Origin of the sequence: Magnetospirillum moscoviense (assembly GCF_001650635.1) — a bacterium.
Taxonomy (GTDB): Bacteria; Pseudomonadota; Alphaproteobacteria; order Rhodospirillales; family Magnetospirillaceae; genus Magnetospirillum; species Magnetospirillum moscoviense.
On record NZ_LWQU01000114.1, the window covers coordinates 1 to 588 of the forward strand.

Consider the following 588-nt stretch of genomic DNA (forward strand, 5'->3'; position numbering starts at 1 on the left):
TCGCTGCGTCGCCGGCGAAAGATTGCGGACCGTCATGTCCTCGATCATGCGGCGACGCAGAGGGCTCAATTCGGCCATCGGGGGCCTCCTGTCTGTAGGGTGGTCGGGAAACCAACCCTGTCAGACGGGAGCCTTCGACGTCACATCAGGCTCCAATACCGCGCCAGCGGTTTCGTTCAATCCCCCACGATTCATGGCGTTCGAAATCCGCTCTAGCCCGTCCTATTCACCAGGGCGCTCAGAATTGTATGCCCCCGTAGTCGCCTGACGTTTGGGGCGTCTGACCACGACGGCCTTTCGGTCGTCTGGGTGATGTGATGGGCAGGCGGACGGGGTCTGGAGTTGTCGGGCGGGATTGATCGGGGCAATGACGGCCCCGTCGGTCACGGTCCGGCGGGCATCAGCGCCGAGGCGAGGTGGCGGATCAGGGCAGCCTCGGGGCAGGCTGCGGCGAAGGCGAGACGGATGCGCGAGGCGGTCTCGATGACGCGGGCGCCCAATTTCAGCAGCCGGAGCCGGATGGTGGTGAACTCCGCGTTGGCCAGGGCATGAGTCTTGGGGATGGCGTCACGGAGGGTGAGCATCAGC

General features: G+C 65.1%; 1 protein-coding gene. It reads right to left on the minus strand.

What is annotated here, in order from left to right; all coding sequences use genetic code 11:
- Positions 1–383: 383 nt before the first annotated feature.
- On the minus strand, positions 384–588 hold a 205-nt coding region (locus A6A05_RS05975), incomplete at its 5' end, for a transposase (protein WP_172822152.1).